This window comes from Streptosporangium sp. NPDC050284, assembly GCF_044459525.1.
Taxonomy (GTDB): Bacteria; Actinomycetota; Actinomycetes; order Streptosporangiales; family Streptosporangiaceae; genus Streptosporangium.
The window spans coordinates 685,283-700,062 of the sequence record NZ_JBITIZ010000001.1 but is presented as its reverse complement, the minus strand read 5'-3'; the positions used below and the strand labels follow the sequence as shown (position 1 = coordinate 700,062).

Annotated in this window: 12 protein-coding genes; 6 read left to right on the top strand and 6 right to left on the bottom strand. The window is 70.6% G+C overall.

All coding sequences use genetic code 11. The features are described 5' to 3' along the window. Window positions 1–63: 63 nt before the first annotated feature. Window positions 64–1,500, bottom strand: a complete 1,437-nt coding sequence (locus tag ACIBH4_RS02990) for a glutamate--cysteine ligase (protein ID WP_362763268.1) — start codon at window positions 1,498–1,500, stop codon at window positions 64–66. A 184-nt stretch (window positions 1,501–1,684) separates the two neighbouring features. Between ACIBH4_RS02990 and ACIBH4_RS02985 the strand changes: the two genes are divergently transcribed. From ACIBH4_RS02985 to ACIBH4_RS02975, 3 genes are all read left to right on the top strand, one after another. Further along, window positions 1,685–2,722, top strand: coding sequence for an alcohol dehydrogenase catalytic domain-containing protein (locus tag ACIBH4_RS02985; protein WP_362505235.1), 1,038 nt, complete (start codon window positions 1,685–1,687; stop codon window positions 2,720–2,722). Window positions 2,723–2,834: 112 nt separating this feature from the next. Next, window positions 2,835–4,751: a S9 family peptidase gene (locus ACIBH4_RS02980; RefSeq protein WP_362763270.1), complete on the top strand. Its 1,917-nt coding sequence runs from the start codon at window positions 2,835–2,837 to the stop codon at window positions 4,749–4,751. 159 nt (window positions 4,752–4,910) lie between these two features. Then, on the top strand, window positions 4,911–5,885 hold the full coding sequence (locus tag ACIBH4_RS02975; RefSeq protein ID WP_362505229.1) for an aldo/keto reductase: 975 nt from the start codon (window positions 4,911–4,913) through the stop codon (window positions 5,883–5,885). 275 nt (window positions 5,886–6,160) lie between these two features. Here the strand turns inward: ACIBH4_RS02975 and ACIBH4_RS02970 are convergent, their stop codons facing one another. Genes ACIBH4_RS02970 through ACIBH4_RS02960 form a run of 3 tightly spaced genes read right to left on the bottom strand, consistent with a single transcriptional unit; the run spans window position 6,161 to window position 7,757 of the window. Then, window positions 6,161–6,433, bottom strand: coding sequence for a DUF6510 family protein (locus ACIBH4_RS02970; RefSeq protein ID WP_362505226.1), 273 nt, complete (start codon window positions 6,431–6,433; stop codon window positions 6,161–6,163). Then, window positions 6,430–7,188 (bottom strand): ferredoxin reductase, encoded by a 759-nt coding sequence (locus tag ACIBH4_RS02965; RefSeq protein WP_362763273.1) that lies wholly within the window; start codon window positions 7,186–7,188, stop codon window positions 6,430–6,432. Before ACIBH4_RS02965 ends, ACIBH4_RS02970 begins: the two co-directional genes overlap by 4 nt. Beyond that, window positions 7,158–7,757, bottom strand: coding sequence for a sulfite oxidase-like oxidoreductase (locus tag ACIBH4_RS02960; protein WP_362763539.1), 600 nt, complete (start codon window positions 7,755–7,757; stop codon window positions 7,158–7,160). Before ACIBH4_RS02960 ends, ACIBH4_RS02965 begins: the two co-directional genes overlap by 31 nt. Before the next feature lie 354 nt (window positions 7,758–8,111). Here ACIBH4_RS02960 and ACIBH4_RS02955 point away from each other — a divergent pair, with 354 nt between their 5' ends. Next, window positions 8,112–8,675, top strand: coding sequence for a DUF4142 domain-containing protein (locus tag ACIBH4_RS02955; protein ID WP_362505220.1), 564 nt, complete (start codon window positions 8,112–8,114; stop codon window positions 8,673–8,675). 5 nt (window positions 8,676–8,680) lie between these two features. On the opposite strand, the gene ACIBH4_RS02950 is transcribed toward ACIBH4_RS02955, so the two are convergent. Both ACIBH4_RS02950 and ACIBH4_RS02945 read right to left on the bottom strand, forming a co-directional pair. Then, on the bottom strand, window positions 8,681–9,703 hold the full coding sequence (locus ACIBH4_RS02950; RefSeq protein WP_362505216.1) for a substrate-binding domain-containing protein: 1,023 nt from the start codon (window positions 9,701–9,703) through the stop codon (window positions 8,681–8,683). Continuing rightward, the gene (locus ACIBH4_RS02945; RefSeq protein WP_362763276.1) at window positions 9,687–12,152 is read right to left on the bottom strand and encodes a glycoside hydrolase family 3 N-terminal domain-containing protein; all 2,466 of its coding nucleotides are present in this window, start codon (window positions 12,150–12,152) and stop codon (window positions 9,687–9,689) included. Before ACIBH4_RS02945 ends, ACIBH4_RS02950 begins: the two co-directional genes overlap by 17 nt. A gap of 348 nt (window positions 12,153–12,500) precedes the next feature. On the opposite strand from ACIBH4_RS02945, the gene ACIBH4_RS02940 reads away from it, so the two are divergent. Beyond that, window positions 12,501–13,856 carry an extracellular solute-binding protein gene (locus ACIBH4_RS02940; protein ID WP_362505210.1) on the top strand — a complete coding sequence of 452 codons (1,356 nt, stop codon included), beginning with the start codon at window positions 12,501–12,503 and terminating at the stop codon, window positions 13,854–13,856. Continuing rightward, window positions 13,853–14,779 carry a sugar ABC transporter permease gene (locus ACIBH4_RS02935; RefSeq protein WP_362505207.1) on the top strand — a complete coding sequence of 309 codons (927 nt, stop codon included), beginning with the start codon at window positions 13,853–13,855 and terminating at the stop codon, window positions 14,777–14,779. Before ACIBH4_RS02940 ends, ACIBH4_RS02935 begins: the two co-directional genes overlap by 4 nt. Window position 14,780: the final 1 nt, after the last annotated feature.

The window sequence follows — 14,780 nt, the reverse complement described above, 5'->3', positions numbered from 1 at the left end:
CCAGGATCGGCGGATCAAGATACGGAGTTCATGAGTATGCCGGTACTCAAATCCCTTTTGCAGTTAGAAAGGCCAGGTGTGGACGGGTTCCCCGGCCAGCGACAGCTCCCGGTACCGGCTCACCACGCGCGCCGCCGCGGCCTGGTCGCCGCCCTCGCGAACCAGCGCCTCCCGCTGCCAGATCGCACCGGTACGGCGGCGGGCGACGCGTTCCCGCACGATGTCCAGCGCCCACCGGGCCTCGTCCGGGTCCACCCCCATCCTGTCGAGCCCGGCCTCGGCGACCGGCAGCAGCTCAAGGGCGAGCCGCTCGGCGGGGATCTCCTCGTTCAGGCCCGGCCAGCTCAGCGGCGCGTCCAGGCCGTGGATCGCGGCGCGGTAGAAGTTGCGGTAGGCCCCGGCGAAGGGGAAGTCCTCCACCGGCTGGACCGCCAGGGCGGCGGTGAGCCCGAGCAGGAAGGCACTGTTCGCCGCCATGTCGGGCGCGCTCGGCCCGGCGGGCAGGGCACGCATCTCCACCCGCAGGTGGCCGCCGTCACCGGGGTCGTAGACCGGCCGGTTCCACTGCCACACGGTGCCCTGGTGGAGCCGGAGCTCGGCCAGTCCGGGGACGCCGTCGGCGGGCACCTCCTCCGGCGCGAAGGTCATCGGCAGCACCGGCTCGTAGTCGCGGACGCATGTCTCGAAAATCTCCTCGGCGCTTCGCACCCAGCCGGAACCGAACCCCACCCGCCGGTTCCTGCGGTCGAGCCGCTCCACGTCCCGGTCGTCCGCGGCCTCCTCGAACAGCGCGATCCTCGTCTCCTCCCACAGCCTCCTGCCCAGGAAGGAGGGCGAGTTCCCGCTGACCGCGAGGACCGGGCCGATGGCCAGCTGGGCGGCGTTGTAGACGCGGGAGAAGTCGGCGGGGGGCGTGCGGAGATGAACCTGCCAGGAGGTGTTGGCGCTCTCCAGGATCACCCCCTCGACCTCAAGCTCCAGCATCTCGACGCCCTCGATGCGCACCCGGAACGGCTCCGTGCGCAGCCGCCGCATGCCCCTGGCCAGCGCCCGGTAGCGGCCCTCGCCGCTCAGCGCCTCGTGGGTGAAGTCGAACTCGCTCAGCGAGGGCAGGATCCCGATCACCACGGCCTGCCCGCCCTGTGTCGTGGCCGCCGCGTCCACCACGGTCATGATCTCCCGCATCTCGCTCACCAGGGCGGTGAACGGCCGCCCGGCGATCGGCAGCGGAGTCAGGTTGGCCTCCAGGTTGAACCTGCCCAGCTCCAACGTGAGCCGACCGTCGCCCGCGGCGACCTGCACCTCGCGGTTACGGGGAAGCGGCCTCCCTTCGGGCGTTATGAGAAACATCTCCAGCTCGGCCCCGATGGTCGCGGGACCGGCGCCGAAACCCGGTCTTGCGAGCACCTCGCGAAGGGTGTCGAGCTGCTCCGCCAGTTTCCCCCTGAAACGGAGGAACTCCGCCTCGGAGTAGCGGTCCTTGTCGACTTGCTGCCCCATCACACCGTCCGATCAGTTGACCCTTGTGACCCTCCCTCTCTCCCAGAGTGCACCTTCTAATCAGGACACCTCACGACCGGCTCAGCGACCGGACCGGCTCACCGACCGAATAGGCTCACCGGTCAGGTGGGCCCACCGGCGGAAAGCGCCGGAGACCACGGGCCGGGGCAGAGGAGTGTGACGGGTGCGAGCGGTGCTTTTCGACGCCTTCGGGGCCGATCCAGAGGTCCGGGAGGTGCCCGCCCCCGAACCTCCGCCCGGTGGAGCGGTGATCCGCGTGGAGGCCACCGGGCTCTGCCGGAGCGACTGGCACGGCTGGCAGGGTCACGACCCCGACATCCGGGTCCTCCCCCACGTGCCGGGGCACGAGTTCGCCGGGGTCGTCGAGGCGGTGGGCACCGGCGTCGCCTCGTGGCGGCCGGGCGACCGGGTGACCGTCCCCTTCGTCTGCGCCTGCGGCTCCTGCCCGGCCTGCCTCTCCGGTGACCAGCAGGTCTGCGAACGCCAGACCCAGCCGGGGTTCACCCGCTGGGGCTCCTTCGCCGAGTACGTGGCCGTCGATCACGCGGACGTGAACCTCGTACGGCTCCCCGAGGAGATGTCCTTCACCACCGCCGCGAGCCTGGGCTGCCGCTTCGCCACCTCCTACCGCGCCGTGACCGCCGTGGGCCGGGTACGGCCGGACGAGTGGGTGGCCGTGCACGGCTGTGGCGGCGTGGGGCTCTCCGCCGTCATGATCGCCGCCGCGGCCGGGGCCCGGGTGGTCGCCGTGGACGTCTCGGCGGGAGCCCTGGAGCTGGCCCGGCGCTTCGGCGCCGTCGCCTGCGTCGGAGCCGAACCACCCGAGGCCGACATCCCCGCGCGGGTCAGGGAGCTGACCTCGGGCGGGGCCCACGTCTCCATCGACGCGCTCGGCAGTCCCGGGACGTGCGTGGCCTCGATCGAGAGCCTGCGCCGCCGTGGACGCCACGTCCAGATCGGCCTGCTGCCAGGACTCACCCCGCTCCCGATGGGCCGGGTGATCGGCTACGAGCTCGAACTCCTCGGCAGCCACGGCATGGCCGCCCACGCCTACCCGGCGATGCTGGAGGCCGTCGCCGACGGCGCCCTGAGCCCGGATGCCCTACTCACCCGCTCCATCGGCCTGGAGGAGGCCGGAGCGGCGCTCGCCTCGATCGGCTCCGTTCCCGGCGTCACGATGATCCTGCCGTCCCCGCGCTGAGGGGTGAGGCGGGAACCCCGGACACGGGGAAGGCTCCGGCGCGGGCCGAAAGCCGCTTGAGAGCGCGCCTGCCAAAGCACGCGCGCAGTCAACGGAGATAGCTTTACTGGTTATGCGTCCTGAAGACCTCGCCCAGCTCACCGTTCCGGGGAGCGTCACGCTCCACGGTGACCTCCTCCTCGTCGACCTGGCCGGTCCCGACCCGGAGGCAGACGCCTACCTGGGAGGTCTGTGGCGGGTGCCCGCCGACGGCCCGCCCGTCAGGTTCACCTTCGGTGAGCGCGACAGCGCACCACGCATCTCCCCCGACGGCGCCTGGGTCGCCTTCCTGCGCTCCGGCGCCACCGAAGGGAGCCGCCCGCAGCTGTATGTGATGCCCACCGGCGGCGGCGAGGCCCGGCCGATCACCGATCTGCCTTTGGGCGCGGGCGTCCCGGTCTGGGCCCCGGACTCCCGCCGGATCGCGTTCGTCGCCCGGGTCGCCGAGCCCGGCCGGTACGGCACGCAGGAGGGTGTGAGCGCCGTCGCCGAGGCACCTCGCCGAATCACCGGGCTGCGCTACCGGACCGACGGGGTCGGCTTCACCTTCGACCGGCCACAGAGCCTGTTCGTGGTGAACGCCCTCGCCGACGTCCCGCGACCGGTACGGCTGACCGAGGGTCCCTACGACGTGGACTGCCCCGGCTGGACGCCGGACGGCGAGCACGTGCTGGTCTCGGCTCCCCGCGACCTCGACGGCGAGAGCCTGTACACGGACGTGTACGCGGTTCCCTCCGGTGGGGGCGCCCCGATCCTCGCGGTGCGCAGCGACGGCTCCGCCGAGCATCCCGTCGCCCTGCCGGGCGGGGAGGTGCTCTATCTCGGTACGGCGTTCTCCGGCATCGACGCGGTGGCCCGCAACGCGGGCCTGTACCGCGCGCCGCTGCGGATCGGCGGCGCCGGCGAGAGCGGCGGGGCGGTGGCCGGGACCCGGCTGACCGAGGAGGAGTCGGTGGACTGCGACTCGCTGCCTCCCGTACCCGGAAAGGACGGCGTCCTGGTCGTGGTGCGGACGCGCGGCGCGGTCGAGCTGCGCCTGGTGCCCTCCGGTGCCCTCGACGCGCCGCTGGAGGAGCTCGTCGTGGTCCTGGGTGAGCGGGCGAGCGTGAAGGCGTTCACCGTCTGCGGGGAGAGGGTGGTCGCGGTGGTGTCCACGCCCGCGAGCCCCGGCGAGGTGGTCACTCCCGACGGGGCACTGACCGACTTCTCCGGCACCCTCACCGGGATCAGGCCGCTGCGTGAGATCACCGCCGTCTCCGCCGACGGCTACCCGGTGCACGGCTGGCTCGCCCTGCCCGAGGGCGACGGGCCGCACCCGGTCCTGCTGAACGTGCACGGCGGCCCTTTCCACCAGCACGGGTGGGCGTTCCTGGACGAGACCCAGATCTACGCGGGCGCCGGGTACGCGGTGGTCCTGCCCAATCCTCGCGGCTCCTGCGGGTACGGCCAGGAACACGGCCGATCGGTGATCGGCGCGCTGGGCACCGTGGACGCCGACGACGTGCTCGCCCTGCTGGACGCGGCGCTGGCCACTCCCGAGTGCGACGCTGAGCGGGTGGGCGTGATGGGCGGCTCCTACGGCGGCTTCATGACGAGCCATCTCGCCGCCCACCACGGGAGCCGGTTCAGGGCCGCCTGGAGCGAGCGCGCGGTCAACGCCTGGGACTCCTTCACCGGCTCCTCCGACATCGGCTGGTTCTTCGCCGACGCCTACTGCGGCCCCGATCCGGAGGCCCAGCGCGCGATGAGCCCCCTCTACCGGGCCGACCGGATCACCCTGCCGTTCGCCGTGGTCCACTCCGAGGACGACCTGCGCTGTCCGGTCGAGCAGGCGCAGCGGATGTTCGTCGCGCTGCGCCGCAACGGCGTCCCCACCGAGTTTCTCCTCTTTCCCGGCGAGGGGCACGAGCTCACGCGCAGCGGCCGCCCAAGGCACCGCCTGCAGCGCTTCGAGGCCGTCCTGGAGTGGTGGTCCCGTCACCTGTCCTGATCCTCCGGCGTGGAGTGCGAGCCCAGGAGAGACCGGGGCGGGAAAACCGCTGCCTCAGGTCTGCGCGCCCATCCGCGGGGAACGGCGGCGGGTGGGCGAACCGCTCGGAGGCTGCGGTCGTAGGGTGGGCTCAGGCTCTTGAAGATCGGGAGGTTTGACATGGAATACGTGCGCCTGGGGTCCACCGGTTTGAAGGTGTCGAGGATCTGCCTTGGCATGATGAGCTACGGCGACCCCGCCAAATGGGGTGAGTGGGTTCTCGACGAGGCCGCGGCCGAGCCGATCGTGCGCCGGGCGGCCGAGGCGGGGGTGACGTTCTTCGACACCGCCGACGTCTACTCGTTCGGCGCCAGCGAGGAGGTCACCGGCCGCCTGCTCGCCAGGATCTTCCCCGGCAGGGACGACTACGTGCTCGCCACGAAGGTGTGCCTGCCGATGAGCGAGGGCGTCAACGACGGCGGCCTGTCGCGCAAGCACATCCTCTCCTCGATCGACGCCTCGCTGCGCCGCCTGGGCACCGACTACGTGGACCTGTACCAGATCCACCGCTGGGACCCCGACACGCCGATCGAGGAGACCATGGAGGCCCTGCACGACGTGGTCCGCGCCGGCAAGGTCCGATACATCGGTGCCTCCAGCATGTACGCCTGGCAGTTCGCGAAGGCGCAGCACACCGCCGAGATCCACGGCTGGACAAAGTTCGTGTCGATGCAAAATCATCACAATCTTCTTTACCGGGAAGAGGAGCGGGAGATGAACCCGCTCTGCCTCGACCAGGGCATCGGCCTGATCCCGTGGAGCCCGCTGGCCAGGGGCCTGCTGGCCCGCGCCGGATCCGAGGAGGTCACCACCCGGGCGGGCAGCGACCCCCGCATCGAGGCCCTCTACGACGACGCCGACAACGACCGTCTGATCCTCGACCGGGTCGCCCAGGTGGCCGGAGAGCGCGAGGTCGCTCCCGCACGGGTGGCGCTGTCCTGGCTGCTGCACCAGCCGGGCATCTCGGCCCCGATCGTGGGCGCGACCAAGGACGGGCATGTGGACGACGCGGTCGCCGCGGTGGACCTGTCCCTCACCGAGAAGGAACTCGCCTTCCTCGCCGAGCCGTACCGCCCCCGGGCCGTCAAGCTCTGACGTCGCCTCACCCGGCAGGGCTCTCAGCGCGGCGTCGCTCCAGGCCGGGTGAGGGGACGCGGCGTCGCTCCAGGCCGGGTGAGGGGACGCGGCGTCGCTCCAGGCCGGGTGAGGGGAGGCGGCGTCGGCGCGGGAGAGTGCCGGCCGGTCACCGATCCGAGGACCGGCGGTCCGGCTCCTGTCGGTCACGCCGGACGAAGGGCCCGGATCGTCACCGTGACGCCCCGGGCTCCCCGGTGCCGCGTTCCTCGAATGTCCGGAATGATGTCAGCCGCTCAGGAGTCGGCGGGCAGCTCGAACTGGACGCACGTCATGCCGCGCATGTCCAGCCATGCCCGCCCCTGTGCCCTCACGAGCCGGAAGACGACCTCCTCGCACCCGGGGCAGCGGGCCACCAGACCCGGGGCGTGGGTGTAGAGGATCGCCTCGGCCAGTGTGAGGCTTCGCGCGCAGCCGGAGCACCAGCCGGTGGCGGCGGTCAGGTCGACGGCGAACACGTCGCGCAGTGCTCCGCCCGCCGCGTTTCCGTCGAGGTGGTCCTGGCTCATGATGGTCCTCCACTGGGGCCGAAGCGTTCCGTGCGGATCAGGCGGGGGTCGTGCCCCGCCGAGACGAGCAGGCTTGCGACGGTCTCGACGAATCCGGTGGGACCGCACACGAAGACGGCCGGTTTCCGTTCGACGGGCCAGACGGCCTCGGCGAGCAGGGCGGCGTCGACCCGCGCGGGCGGGCGTGCCCAGCCGTCGGGCACCTCGCGCGTGTAGGCGTAGGTGACGTCCAGGCCGGAGCCGTCTGCGCTGCGACGGTCCAGCTCGGCGCGGTAGAGCGCGGAGCCGGGCCCGCGCGTGGAGTACAGCAGCCGGAACGGCGTGCCGACCCCGGCCGAGGCGCGGGCGCGGATCATCGCCATGAGCGGGACGACCCCCGAGCCGCCCGCGACCAGTTGCACCGGCTCGGACGCCTCCGGACGCCAGACGAACCAGCCGCCGATCGGGCCGCGTATCTCCAGCGGGTCACCGGGCGAGAGGACCTGGGCGAGGTAGGGGGAGACCTCACCGTCGGGCAGCGGCTCGACGGTGAGCTCCACGCGTTCCCCGTCCGCGGCGGAGGCGATGGAGTAGGAGCGCTGGGTGGAGTAGCCGTCGGGGGCGGTGAGCCGCACGTCGACGTGCTGGCCGGCGAGGTGGCCGGGCCAGCCGGGAACGTCCAGGGTGATCGTGCGTGCTGCGGAGGTCTCGTCGCGCACGGCGGTGACCGTGGCGACCCTCCAGGTCAGTCGCCCCAGTACCGTTGCTCGCGCCATGGGTCTCCGTAATTGTGATAGCCGACGCCCTCCCAGAATCCTGGCTGGTCCTCGTCGAGGAGCCGGATGTCGCGCACCCACTTGGCGCTCTTCCAGAGGTAGAGGTGCGGCACGAGGAGCCGGGCGGGCCCGCCGTGCTCGGGGGTGATGGGCTCACCCTCGTAGCGGACGGCGATCCAGGCCCGGCCGTCGAGGAGGTCCTCCAGCGGGAGGTTCGTGGTGTAGCCGCCGTAGGAGGTCGCCAGCGCGTATTCCGCGGAGGTCTCCACGCCGTCGAGGAGGGTGTCGAGTGACACGCCCTCCCAGGTGGTGCCGAGCTTGGACCACTTGGTGACGCAGTGCAGGTCGACCGTGAACCGCTCCACGGGCAGCGCGTTGAGCTCCGCCCAGCTCCAGCGGACGACCTCGCCGGTCTCGGTGGTGACGCCGAGGCTCCAGTCGTCGGTGGAGACCAGGGGCGTGGGTCCGGCCGACAGGACGGGGAAGTCCTCCGTGAGGTACTGCCCCGGCGGCAGGTCCGGGTTGCCGGCGCGACGGCGGCCGAAGAACCCGGGCGAGACGATACCGATGACGCCCACCTCCCACTGTCCGGCAGGTCATGACGATCGTGGTGTCCCCTCGAACGAGTCTCGAGCGGACGGATCACGCGAACAGGGTAAATCTCATCACATTTAGCCACGGCCCGTGTCATCCGGGGAGGTCCGGCGCGTTTTCTGGCGCCGGACCGGACATCCGATCCCCACCGTCCGGTCACTCGACCAGGCAGGCGCGGCGGGCACGGGATTGGCCTGCTCCACCAACGGGCACCATATGCGTACTTTCCATAAGATTTACTACTTATAGCGTCATATCAACCTATATATGCATATATGAGAAGAGAGAAGGCGTCAGTTCTGACCGTGAATTGATCGACGGAGGATCCGATGACTCGAAAGGCGATCATCATGCTGGCCATCGCCATGGCGGCGACAGGCGGCACGGCCGACCTCGGCGCCGCCTCCGCTCCCCCGCCGCCCAGCCGGCAGGATCGGGAATTCCTCGTCCAGGCGCACCAGGGCAGCCTGTTCGAGATCGAGGCGGGTCTCGCCGTCACCGGGAAGACCGACGACCAGAATGATCGGGAGGCCGGAAAGGCCGTGCGCGTGCTGGGGGCGAAGCTGGTCGCCGACCACACGAAGCTCGACAGGACCATACGGCAGGTGGCCGACCAGCTGGGCGTGAAGCTCCCCGGTGAGCCCAGCGAGGTGCAGCGCCGGCGCCTCAAGGAGGTGATGGCGTTGAGCGGGATGGAGTTCGACAGGGCCTGGATCGGTATGGAGATCGCCAACCACCGCGAGGGGGTCGCCCTCGTGAAGAGGGAGATCGACAACGGCTCCGCCCCCATGGTGAAGAAACTCGCCGTCCTCACCGACCGCGTCGTGCGGGAGCACCTGGAGATGCTCCTCCAGATCGAGAAGGCGATCGTCCCCAGCCCTTCGAAGAGCTGAGGCGCTCAGCCCCTGCCGGGTGCGGTGGTGGAGCCGCGCACCACCAGTTCGGTGGCGAGTTCGACGTGGTGGGAGTCGACCCGCTCCCCCGCCGCCAGGCGCAGGGCCGTGCGTACGGCGACCCCGCCCATCTCCCGCAGCGGCTGGCGCACAGTCGTCAGCGGGGGCGAGGCCATCCGGGCGACCTGGGTGTCGTCGAAGCCGACGATACTGAGGTCCTCGGGCACCCGCAGCCCTCGCGCCCTGGCCGCCTCCAGCACGCCGAGCGCGATCTCGTCGCAGCCGGTGAAGATGGCGGTGGGGAGCTCAGGCAGGTCGAACAGGGCCGTGCCGCCCCTCACCCCCTCCTGGTAGTGGAAGGGCCCCTCCCGTACGTGACTCGGGGGGACCGGGGCGCCCGCGGCCTCCATCGCCGCGCGGTAGCCGTGGAGACGGGCCTGGTTGCAGGCGGCGGTGGCCGGGCCGCCGAGGTAGGCGATGCGCCGGTGCCCGAGTGCGAGCAGGTGCTGTGTCGCGACCAGTCCTCCGGCGAAGTTCGTCGAGCCGACGCTGACGACTCCCCTGGTCTGCGGCATGTTCAGGGGGTCGATCACGACCAGCGGTAGCCGTGCCCGGGACAGGGCGCCGAGCTGCTCGGCGGTCAGCTCGCTGGTGATGGCGATCACGGCCCGCCGTCCGGCCGCGGCGAGGCCGCGCGCCCAGGTCCCGGCGCGGTCGGCGTTCGTGCGGATGCTCACCACGATCGCCGCGTCGGCCTCGGCACGCACCGCGCCCTGAACGATCTCGGTCGAGTACGGGTTGAGATCGGCGTTGAGCTCCACCTCGAGCGTGGCCGGCACGGCCGCGTCGCCCCGGCGGCGCTGCGACAGCGAGACGTAGTCGTGCTCCTCCAGCAACGACTCCACGAGGGAGCGGGTCACCGGGGAGACGTCACCTCGGCCGTTGAGCACCTTGGACACGGTCGCGACCGACACCCCCGCCGAGGCCGCGACCGTGGCCAGCGTGGCCCTCCTAGGACTTGCCGGCATCTGTTCTCCCTTGCTGTGCGGCGGAAGCGCCCGGAGCGGGTTCCACGTCCACCCGGGTGACCAGTCGCCGGTCCACGCCGACGTGACGCGGCGGACCGGTCAGGGTCACGCGGCCCCGGCAGGGCAGGTCGGACGCCGACGCGCCCACGAACACCTCAAGATCCCCCGGCTCCACGACGCGCCGCAGGTCGCGTCCGGTGAACGCGGTCCTGTCGGCGGACACGGTGAAGGTCGCCAGTGCGCTCGCGCCGGGCTCCAGCCTGACCCTGGTGAATCCGGTGAGCTGTAGCACCGGCCGGGTGACCTGGGCGATCACGTCGTGCAGGAAGAGCTGCACGACCTCCTCGCCCACCCGGCTCCCGGTGTTGCGCACCCGCACCGACACGGTGAACTCCCCGTCGGTGGGCACCTCGGCGTCGCTGATCCTCAAGGAGTCGATCGCGAAGGTGGTGTACGAGGCACCGTGCCCGAACGGGAACAGCGGGGTCGGGTCGAGGTTGCTGATGCCCTGGCTGTTGGCGCCCAGCGGCGGCTGCAGGTAGGTGCCGGGCTGCCCGCCAGGGCCGCGCGGGATCTGCACCGGCAGCTTCCCGCTGGGCTGCACCCGGCCGGACAGGACCCCGGCGATGGCCGCTCCGCCCTCCTCCCCGGGCATGAACGCCTGGACGAGCGCGGCGGCCGTCTTCGACACCTCGCCCAGCGCGTACGGGCGACCCGAGACGACGACCACCACGACCGGCGTGCCGGTGGCGGCGAGCTCGGCCAGCAGGTCCTCCTGCGCACCGGGCAGCCGCAGGTCCTCGGCGTCGCAGCCTTCGCCCGACGTACCGAGCCCGAACATCCCCGCCAGGTCGCCGACGACGGCCACGCACACGTCGGCCTCGCGAGCCGCCCGGGTCGCGGCGGCGAAGCCGGAGCGGTCCTCGCTCCGCACCTCGCAGCCCTGCTCGTGGATCAGCTCGGCACCGGGCAACTCGGCCCGCAGCGCGTCGAGCAGGCTGGGCGCGTCCACGCCGAGCCCGAGTCCCGGATGGCGGGGCAGCACGTGGTTGGGGAAGGCGTAGCAGCCCATGAAGGTGCGCGGGTCGTCGGCGCAGGGGCCGACCACGGCCACCCGGCGCGGCTCAGGACGCCCCTCGCCGAGCAGCGGCAGCGCGGTGCCCGCGTCGAGCAGCACGATCGACCGTTCGGCCAGCTCCCTGGCGAGTGCCCGGTTGTCCGGCGAGTCGAGGTCCACGTCCGCCGCCTGGGCGACCGACCTCTCCGGGGTCCAGTCCGGATCCAGCAGTCCGAGCGTCACCTTCTGGGTGAGCAGGCGCCGGGCGGCCCGGTCGACCAGGGACTCCGGCAGCTCGCCCCGCCGCACCCGTTCGACGAGGTGCCGGCCGAAGCCGAGCGTGTCGGGCAGTTCGACGTCGAGGCCCGCGCTCAGCGCCTGCACCCCGGCCTCGTCGGTGTCCGCGGCGACCTGGTGCATCGTCGCGAGGAACGGGATCGCCCAGTAGTCCGACACCACCGTCCCGGTGAAGCCCCACTCGTCGCGCAGCAGGTCGGTCAGCAGCCACGAGTCGGCCGCGGCGGGAACACCGTCCACGTCGGAGTAGGAGTTCATGACCGAACGCGCGCCCCCCTCGACGAGAGCGGTCTCGAAAGGCGGCAGGACCATGTCCATCAGCTCGCGCCGCCCCATCGGCACCGGGCCGTGGTTGCGGGCCGCCCGGGAGGCGGAGTAGCCGGCGAAGTGCTTGAGGGTGGCGATGACCCCGGCGTTCTCCAGGCCGCGCACGTAGGCCGCGCCGAGCATCGCGACGAGGTACGGATCCTCGCCCATCGTCTCCTCGACCCGGCCCCAGCGGTAGTCGCGCACCACGTCCAGCACCGGTGACAGGCCCTGGTGGACGCCCACGGCGCGCATGTCCCGTCCGATGGCGGTGGCCATCCGCTCCACCAGGTCCGGGTCGAACGTCGCCCCCCAGGCGATGGCCGCGGGGTAAACGGTCGCACCATAAGTAGTGAAACCGGTCAGACACTCCTCGTGGACCAGCGCCGGGATGCCGAGCCGGGAGTGCTTCACCACCTCGGACTGCAGCCGTACCACCTCCGCGGCGCCCTCCGCCGCGGTCACCGGAGCACTGCCGAACACCCGCGTCAGGTGACCGAGCCCGTGGCGGATCGTCTCCTCGAAGGGCACGCTTCCCGAGGCCGCGAAAACGTCCTGCATCGGGGCGACGTTCGCCGTGCCCTCGCGACTCTCCTGACTCTCCTGGGGCTCCCCGCCCTGCTCAGCCCCCATGACGTTGCCCGGCCACCGGCTGCCGAGCTGGCCGACCTTCTCCTCCAGGGTCATCTCCGCAAGAAGGGCGTCGACCCGATCCGCCACGGGGAGTGCCGGGTCCTGCCACGGACGGAGGACCAGGCCCTTCGTGGAGGTCCCATCTAGCGCCGTCATCTGCTCTCCTCAAGAAAAACCCGCACCGCAACCCATTCGAAACTTTTCGGTGTGCCACGAAAGCTCTACCCGAATCCTGCCGCAAACGATACGACCAGGAAAAGTCCAGATGAGAGTACCTTACATAGCGCACATACCAAGCTCATCCCGACATGCGATGACCTCTTGACACGCAACTATCTGAAATCTAAATTGACGTGCCACGCGGTCTGTTTCGGAAATGTTTCGACATGTCAGGCGCAAGAGCGGATGCCTGACAGCGGGGGTGCTGATCCACGACCTACGGCCGCCACCGATTTTTCACACGGAGCCTCGCCCAGCCTCGGCATTCGACATACGGAGATCAGCGTGGAGTCAACGACACCATCTCGCCGCACCTTCCTCGCCCTTTCCATGGGCCTCCCTCTGGGAGCCGCGCTGGCGGCCTGCGGCACTTCCGGCCCCACCCCGGCGGGAGGGACCGGAACCGGCGGCAGCGGCGGGAACGCCGCGAGCAAGGCCACCTACTGGTTCCTGTCGAACCAGCCGCAGGAGGGTGTGCGCACCAGGGCCGTGGAGCGGTTCAACAAGGCCAACCCCAACGGTCAGATCGACTTCACGGCCATGCAGAACGACGCCTACAAGACGAAGATCAAGACGGCGATCGGAGCCGGCCAGGCCCCCACCATCATCTGGGGCTGGGGCGGCGGGACCCTGCGCACGTACGTGCAGGCCAACCAGGTCGAGGACCTCACCCCGTGGTTCGAGGAGAACAAGGCCGTGAAGGACCGGCTGTTCTCCTCCTCCTTCGGCGCGGCCACGATCGACGGCAAGATCTACGCGATGCCGGCCGAGACGATGCAGCCCATCATCCTGTTCTACAACAAGAAGGTGTTCGAGCAGGTCGGCGTGGAGCCGCCGAAGTCGTGGGGCGACATCATGGCCCTCGTCCCCAAGTTCAACGCCGCGGGCATCGCCCCGTTCTCCCTCGGCGGCCAGTCGCGCTGGACGAACATGATGTGGCTGGAGTTCCTCTTCGACCGCATCGGCGGCCCCGAGGTGTTCCAGGCCGTGTTCGACGGCGAGAAGGACGCCTGGTCCCACCCCGCCGCCATCGAGGCCCTGACCAAGATGCAGGAGCTCATCAAGGCGAACGGGTTCATCAAGGGCTTTTCCTCCATCACGGCCGACTCCAACGCCGACCAGGCCCTGCTGTACACCGGCAAGGCCGCGATGATGCTGCACGGCGGCTGGACGTACGGCAGCATGTCCGCCGACGGCGGCGACTTCGTCTCCGGCGGCCACCTCGGCTACATGAACTTCCCGCCGGTCGAGGGCGGCAAGGGCGACCCCGGCAACACCGTCGGCAACCCCGGCCAGTACCTGTCGATCTCCTCCAAGGCGACTCCCGAGCAGAAGGAGATCGCCAAGAAGTTCTTCGCCACCGCCGTGCTGAACGACGAGGACGTCAAGGAGTGGGCGGGCACGGGCGCGGTGCCGATCGTCAACGGCGCCGACAGCGCGTTCGCCGGTTCCAAGGACGAGGAGTTCCTGAAGTTCGTCTACGGCATCGCCAGCAACGCCAAGGCTTTCGCCCAGTCCTGGGACCAGGCGCTCAGCCCCACCGCGGCCGAGGTGCTCCTGGACAACATCGCCAAGCTGTTCCAGCTGTCGATCACGCCTGAGGAGTTCGCCTCCAACCTGAACGCGGTCATCGGCAGTTGAGCGCGCTAACCTCCCCCGCCAGAAGAGGGAGGCCGTCGGCCGCCACGCGAAGGAACCACAGCGCCATCCTTCCGTGGCTGGCCGTACCGGCCCTGCTGATCTTCACCGCCTTCGGGGTAATCCCGCTGCTCGGGGTCCTGTTCCTCAGCTTCAGCACCTGGGACCAGGTCGGCGACATCCAGATGTCCGGGCTCACCAGCTGGCGGGCCGTGCTCAGCGACCCCGGCCTACCGCACGCCCTTTGGGTGACGTTGCTGGTGATGGTCGCCTCCTGGGCGGTCCAGACGCCGGCCAGCATCCTGCTCGGGGTGTTCCTGGCCGGGCAGCAGCGCTACCGCGCGCTGCTGGCCGTGCTGTACTTCATCCCGCTGCTGCTGAGCTCGGCCGCCATCGCGATCGCCTACAAGGCGCTGCTCGACCCGAACTTCGGGCTCGGCGCCGGGCTGGGTATCGACCTGCTCGTACAGGACTGGCTCGGCGACCCCGTCCTCGCCTTCAGTGTCGTGATCTTCGTGGTGTCGTGGCAGTTCATCCCCTTCCACTCGCTGCTCTACCAGGGCGGCGTGCGGCAGATCCCGCGCTCCATGTACGAGGCCGCCGAGATAGACGGCGCGGGCCGCGCCCGCAAGTTCTTCAGCATCACGCTGCCGCAGCTCAAGTACACGATCATCACGTCCTCCACCCTCATGGTCGTCGGATCCCTGACCTTCTTCGACCTGATCTTCGTACTGACCGCGGGCGGTCCCGGCGACGCCACCCGGGTGCTCGCCCTGGACATGTACAAGCGCGGGTTCCAGGCCAACCTGATGGGGCCGGCCAGTGCCATCGCCGTCATCCTCGTCCTCGTGGGCCTCGCCCTGGCGTTGTTCCTGCGCAGGCTCGGCGGCCGCGACGCCAACGCCAGCCAGATGGAAGGGGCCTGAA

What these genes read in the sequence shown, in the direction of transcription:
- ACIBH4_RS02990 (WP_362763268.1), bottom strand. Translation starts at nt 1,500, where the DNA reads ATGGGGCAGCAAGTCGACAAGGACCGCTACTCCGAGGCGGAGTTCCTC.
- ACIBH4_RS02980 (WP_362763270.1), top strand. Translation starts at nt 2,835, where the DNA reads ATGCGTCCTGAAGACCTCGCCCAGCTCACCGTTCCGGGGAGCGTCACG.
- ACIBH4_RS02975 (WP_362505229.1), top strand. Translation starts at nt 4,911, where the DNA reads ATGGAATACGTGCGCCTGGGGTCCACCGGTTTGAAGGTGTCGAGGATC.
- ACIBH4_RS02970 (WP_362505226.1), bottom strand. Translation starts at nt 6,433, where the DNA reads ATGAGCCAGGACCACCTCGACGGAAACGCGGCGGGCGGAGCACTGCGC.
- ACIBH4_RS02965 (WP_362763273.1), bottom strand. Translation starts at nt 7,188, where the DNA reads ATGGCGCGAGCAACGGTACTGGGGCGACTGACCTGGAGGGTCGCCACG.
- ACIBH4_RS02955 (WP_362505220.1), top strand. Translation starts at nt 8,112, where the DNA reads ATGACTCGAAAGGCGATCATCATGCTGGCCATCGCCATGGCGGCGACA.
- ACIBH4_RS02950 (WP_362505216.1), bottom strand. Translation starts at nt 9,703, where the DNA reads ATGCCGGCAAGTCCTAGGAGGGCCACGCTGGCCACGGTCGCGGCCTCG.
- ACIBH4_RS02945 (WP_362763276.1), bottom strand. Translation starts at nt 12,152, where the DNA reads ATGACGGCGCTAGATGGGACCTCCACGAAGGGCCTGGTCCTCCGTCCG.